At 67.7% G+C, this 1,389-nt stretch carries 2 protein-coding genes; one reads left to right on the top strand and one right to left on the bottom strand.

The annotated features are described in order from the left end of the window. The coding region (locus D180_RS12985; protein ID WP_043090958.1) for an SDR family NAD(P)-dependent oxidoreductase at positions 1 to 217 on the bottom strand (217 nt) is incomplete at its 3' end. Positions 218 to 391: 174 nt separating this feature from the next. Here D180_RS12985 and D180_RS12990 point away from each other — a divergent pair. Further along, positions 392 to 1,389, top strand: a 998-nt coding sequence (locus tag D180_RS12990) for a dihydroxy-acid dehydratase (RefSeq protein WP_017913126.1), incomplete at its 3' end; no start/stop codon positions are given.

The raw sequence follows: 1,389 nt of genomic DNA on the forward strand, positions 1-1,389 counted from the left end.
CGGTCAGGCCGGACGCGGCCAGCCGCTCGGCCAGCGCGGCGCTGGCCTCGTCTGCGACGTCGACGAAGGCCACCTGCGCGCCCTGCGCGGCGAAGGCCTCGACCAGCGCGGCGCCGATGCCGGAGCCGCCGCCGGTGATGAAGACGCGGCGCCCGTGCAGGCTGCCGTAGGTTGCGTTGCCGAGGGAGGAAGGCGCTGCGCTTGCCGAGTTGTCCATGCCGTTTCGCTCTAGGTGGATAGGATTTCGATATATGAAAACAAATATCCATTCTGAGATATTTGCTATTTTTCACGTATCAATATGCCCGCTAGCATCCCCGGCGTAAAGCATCCGGGGGCGGCTTGCGCACAAGGCGGATCCCGGCGTCCTGGACTCGAGGAATCCGCCGACATGGGCTCACCCAGCAAACCGCCGCGCCGCAGCCAGGCGTGGTTCGGGCGCGAAGGCAAGCAGGGCTTCTACTACCGCAGCTGGCTCAAGAGCGCCGGCCATCCGCACGACATGTTCGATGGCCGCCCGGTGATCGGCATCTGCAACACCTGGTCGGAACTGACCCCGTGCAACGGCCACCTGCGCGAACTGGCCGAACACGTCAAAAAGGGCGTGTACGAGGCCGGCGGGTTCCCGCTGGAGTTCCCGGTGATGTCGCTGGGCGAGACGCAGATGCGCCCCACCGCGATGCTGTTCCGCAACCTCGCCAGCATGGACGTGGAGGAATCGATCCGCGCCAATCCGCTGGACGGCGTGGTGCTGCTGATGGGCTGCGACAAGACCACCCCGTCCTTGCTGATGGGCGCGGCCAGCGTGGACCTGCCGACCATCGGCGTGTCCGGCGGGCCGTCGCTGTCGGGCAACTGGCGCGGGCAGCCGCTGGGCTCGGGCACCGGCGTGATCGAGATGTCGGAGATGGTCCGCGCCGGCACCCTGAGCCAGGACGATTTCGTCGAGGCCGAGGCCTGCATGCAGCGCTCCAAGGGCAGCTGCATGACCATGGGCACCGCGTCGACCATGGCCAGCATGGTCGAGGCGCTGGGCATGTCGCTGCCGGAGAACGCCGCGATCCCGGCGGTGGATGCGCGCCGCGCGCGGCTGGCGCGGCTCAGCGGGCGGCGCATCGTGCAGATGGTGGAAGAGGATCTGCGCATGTCGCAGATCCTCACTGCCGACGCCTTCGCCAATGCGATCAAGGTCAATGCGGCGATCGGCGGCTCCACCAACGCGGTGCTGCATCTGCTCGCCCTGGCCGGCCGCGTGGGCGTGCCGCTGCAGTTGGACGACTGGGACCGGCTCGGCTCGCGGCTGCCGTGCCTGGTCAATCTCAAACCGTCCGGCCAGTACCTGATGGAAGACTTCTACTATGCCGGCGGGCTGCCGGCGGTGATGCGCGA

It is taken from the genome of Xanthomonas sp. SHU 166 (genome assembly GCF_000364685.1).
Classification (GTDB): Bacteria; Pseudomonadota; Gammaproteobacteria; order Xanthomonadales; family Xanthomonadaceae; genus Xanthomonas_A; species Xanthomonas_A sontii.